Source organism: Streptomyces anatolicus, assembly GCF_019400875.1.
GTDB lineage: Bacteria > Actinomycetota > Actinomycetes > Streptomycetales > Streptomycetaceae > Streptomyces > Streptomyces anatolicus.
Genome location: NZ_WMBF01000560.1, coordinates 1 through 3,752, shown reverse-complemented (window position 1 = coordinate 3,752; position 3,752 = coordinate 1). Strand labels below are relative to the sequence as shown.

The following is a 3,752-nucleotide window of genomic DNA, read 5'->3' as shown; positions in this document are numbered from 1 at the left end:
CCTCAGGCCCTCAAGCCCCCCAGCCCGTCGGGCCCCCTCAGCCCTCCTAAGGCCCCTCAGGGCCGTCAGGCCTCTTTGGACTCGACTCGCTTTTTCAAGCCCGCCAGTGCGCGGTCGGTGATGACCTTTTCGGCCTTGCGCTTGATCATGCCGAGCATGGGGATCTTGACGTCGACGGTCAGCCGGTAGGTGACCTCGGTGCCGGAGCCGACGGGCCGCAGGAGGTACGAGCCGTCCAGGGAGCGCAGCATCTGGGACTTGACGAGGGTCCAGCTGACCTCGTTCTCCCCCGTCCAGGTGTAGCCGAGGGTCTGGTCGTCCTTGATCGCGCCCGCGTCCATGACGAGGCGGACCTGCTTGGCGCGGCCCCGCTCGTCGGTGTCGAGCACCTGGGCCTCCTTCACCTCGCCCGTCCAGTCCGGGTAGCGGGCGAAGTCGGCGATCACTCCCATGACCTCGGCCGGGGCCGCCTCGATCGTGATGCTCGAGCTGGTGTGTTCCGCCATCGCTGTGGCTCCTCCAGATGCGGTCCGGTACGGCTCTGCCGCGTGAAGGCTATCGCGCGCCGCGCGGTCACCACTCCAGGGCCCAGGGCCTGCCGGACCCGGCGAAGTGGCCGACGTTCACGCACTCCGTCGCGCCGACGCGCATGCGCCGGACCAGTGGCTGGTGGACGTGGCCGAAGAGCGCGTACCTGGGGCGGGTCCGGTGGATCGCGTCGAGCAGGGCGCGGCTGCCGCGTTCGAAGCGGCGGGCCACGGTGTCGTAGAGGAGTTCGGGGACGTCCGGCGGGATGTGGGTGCACAGGACGTCGACCTCGCCGACCGCCTCGATCTTGGCCGCGTACTCCTCGTCGCTGATCTCGTACGGCGTACGCATGGGCGTGCGCAGACCGCCGCCGACGAAGCCGAAGACGCGTCCGCCGATCTCGGCGCGCTGGCCGTCGAGGACGGTGGTGCCGGGCCCGGCGTATTCAGGCCACAGAGCGGGGATGTCGACATTTCCATAGGTGGCGTACGTGGGGGTGGGGAAGGCCGCGAAGAGCTGCGCGTACTGCTTGCGGACCGCGCTCTCGATCGCCGGGCCCCGGTCCACGCCCGCCCACAGCCGCCTGCCGAACTCCCGTGCCTCCTCGAAGCGGCGGGCGGTGCGCAGCTCCACCAGGCGGGTCGCGTTCCGCGCGCCGAAGAGGTCGGGGAAGATGCCGCGCGAGTGGTCGGCGTAATCGAGGAAGAGTACGAGGTCACCGAGGCAGACGAGCGCGTCGGCACCGTCTTTCGCGCGGGCGAGATCCGCCGCGTTGCCGTGCACGTCACTGACCACATTGACCCGGAAAGCTGGCATACCGATCACCCTAGGACGGGCGCCTGACGGGCGGTAGGGCCCGGGCCGGCGGCCGGACCTGCGGTTACTTCCGAGTCGGAAAGACGGTGGCGTACGCTGCGGTGCAGACCAACGGCGACGTGTGACGCACCGAACATCTGGGGCCGCCCCCCTACCGAACAAGCCATACCGATGGGTAACGTCCGGGCAGTCCAGTAGTGCTCAGCCCCCCACTCGACTGAGCACCTGCCCGATCTTGGACCGCACCGTCGCAGCACACAACGTCGTGGCGCCGGCGCCCTATGTAGGAGCAGCAGTCTTGCGCGAGTTCAGCCTTCCGGCCCTGTACGAGGTCCCTGCGGACGGCAATCTGACCGACATCGTCCGTAGAAATGCCGCGCAGCACCCGGATGTCGCCGTCATCGGCCGCAAGGTCGACGGCAGCTGGCAGGACGTCGACGCCAAGACCTTCCTCGCGGAGGTGCGCGCCACCGCCAAGGGGCTGATCGCCTCCGGTGTGCGGCCCGGTGACCGCGTCGGCCTGATGTCCCGTACGCGCTACGAATGGACGCTCCTCGACTTCGCCATCTGGAGCGCGGGCGCGGTGACCGTGCCGGTGTACGAGACGAGTTCGGCCGAGCAGATCCAGTGGATCCTCGGTGACTCCGGTGCCGTCGCCTGCGTCGTCGAACTGGACGCGCACGCCGCCACCGTGGAGTCCGTACGCGACCGGCTGCCCGCCCTCGCGCACATCTGGCAGATCGACAAGGGCTGTGTCGAGGAGCTGAACCGCGCGGGCGCCGAGGTCACGGAGCGGACCGTCGACGAGCGCTGCGCGGCCATGGGCGCCGACGACCCGGCCACCATCGTCTACACCTCGGGCACCACGGGCCGCCCCAAGGGCTGTGTGCTGACCCACCGCAGCTTCTTCGCGGAGTGCGGCAATGTGGTGGAGCGCCTCAAGCCCCTCTTCCGCACGGGCGAGTGCTCGGTCCTGCTCTTCCTGCCCGTCGCGCACGTCTTCGGACGCCTGGTCGAGGTCGCCGCGCTGATGGCGCCGATCAAGCTGGGCCACGCGCCGGACATCAAGCACCTCACGGACGAACTCGCCTCCTTCCGGCCGACCATGATCCTGGGCGTCCCGCGCGTCTTCGAGAAGGTCTACAACGCGGCGCGCGCCAAGGCGCAGGCCGAGGGCAAGGGCAAGATCTTCGACAAGGCGGCGGACACGGCGATCGCGTACAGCCGCGCGCTCGACACGGCCTCGGGGCCGTCCCTCGGCCTGAAGATCAAGTACAAGATCTTCGACAAGCTGGTCTACAGCAAGCTGCGGACGGTACTCGGCGGCCGCGGCGAGTACGCGATCTCCGGCGGCGCCCCGCTCGGCGAGCGCCTCGGGCACTTCTTCCGCGGCATCGGCTTCACGGTCCTGGAGGGGTACGGCCTGACGGAGTCCTGCGCGGCCACCGCCTTCAACCCCTGGGACCGCCAGAAGATCGGCACGGTCGGGCAGCCGCTGCCCGGCTCCGTCGTGCGCATCGCCGACGACGGCGAGGTCCTGCTCCACGGCGAGCACCTGTTCTCGCGGTACTGGAACAACGAGGGCGCCACCGAAGAGGCCCTTGCCGACGGCTGGTTCCACACCGGTGACATCGGCACGCTCGACGAGGACGGCTATCTGCGGATCACCGGCCGCAAGAAGGAGATCATCGTCACGGCGGGCGGCAAGAACGTCGCCCCGGCCGTGATCGAGGACCGCATCCGCGCGCACGCGCTGGTCGCCGAGTGCATGGTCGTCGGCGACGGCCGCCCCTTCGTGGGCGCGCTCGTCACGGTCGACGACGAGTTCCTGGGCCGCTGGGCCGCCGAGCACGGGAAGCCCGCCGGGTCGACGGCGGCCTCTCTCCGTGACGACGTGGATCTGCTGGCGGCGATCCAGAGCGCGGTGGACGACGGCAACGCGGCGGTCTCCAAGGCGGAGTCCGTACGGAAGTTCCGGGTTCTCGGCGCGCAGTTCACGGAGGAGTCGGGGCATTTGACTCCGTCGTTGAAGCTGAAGCGGAATGTTGTGGCCAAGGATTACGCGGACGAGATCGAGGCGATTTACCGCGGGTAGCGTTGGCGGGGCGCCCACTCGCCGTGGGGGGTCCTTGTCGGCTTGCGGCTCTCGGTCTCGTTGTGGTTGCTCGCGCAGTTCCCCGCGCCCCTGAAGCAGGGGCTCCGCCCCGCTTCCCATAAAAGCGGGCGAAGCCCGGCTTTTAGGGGCGCGGGGAACTGCGCGAGCAAGCGACGACGGCCGTCGGACGCCCGACGGCCTCAGGCCGCAGCCCCGTAGGCGCTACAAGAGTTCCCGGAGCCTCTCCGCCAGGAGGTCCCAGCGCCACCTCTCCTCGACCCACAGGCGCCCCCGCCCGCCCATGCGCTGACGC

The 3,752-nt window shown here is 69.7% G+C and carries 3 protein-coding genes; 1 reads left to right on the top strand and 2 read right to left on the bottom strand.

The genetic code is table 11. The features are described 5' to 3' along the window. Positions 1 to 65: 65 nt before the first annotated feature. Positions 66 to 506, bottom strand: a complete 441-nt coding sequence (locus GKQ77_RS29500) for an SRPBCC family protein (protein WP_219692173.1) — start codon at positions 504 to 506, stop codon at positions 66 to 68. Between the two features lie 67 nt (positions 507 to 573). Further along, on the bottom strand, positions 574 to 1,344 hold the full coding sequence (locus tag GKQ77_RS29495) for a metallophosphoesterase family protein (protein ID WP_219692172.1): 771 nt from the start codon (positions 1,342 to 1,344) through the stop codon (positions 574 to 576). 298 nt (positions 1,345 to 1,642) lie between these two features. Here GKQ77_RS29495 and GKQ77_RS29490 point away from each other — a divergent pair, with 298 nt between their 5' ends. Next, on the top strand, positions 1,643 to 3,439 hold the full coding sequence (locus GKQ77_RS29490) for an AMP-dependent synthetase/ligase (protein ID WP_219692171.1): 1,797 nt from the start codon (positions 1,643 to 1,645) through the stop codon (positions 3,437 to 3,439). The last annotated feature ends 313 nt before the right edge of the window (positions 3,440 to 3,752 follow it).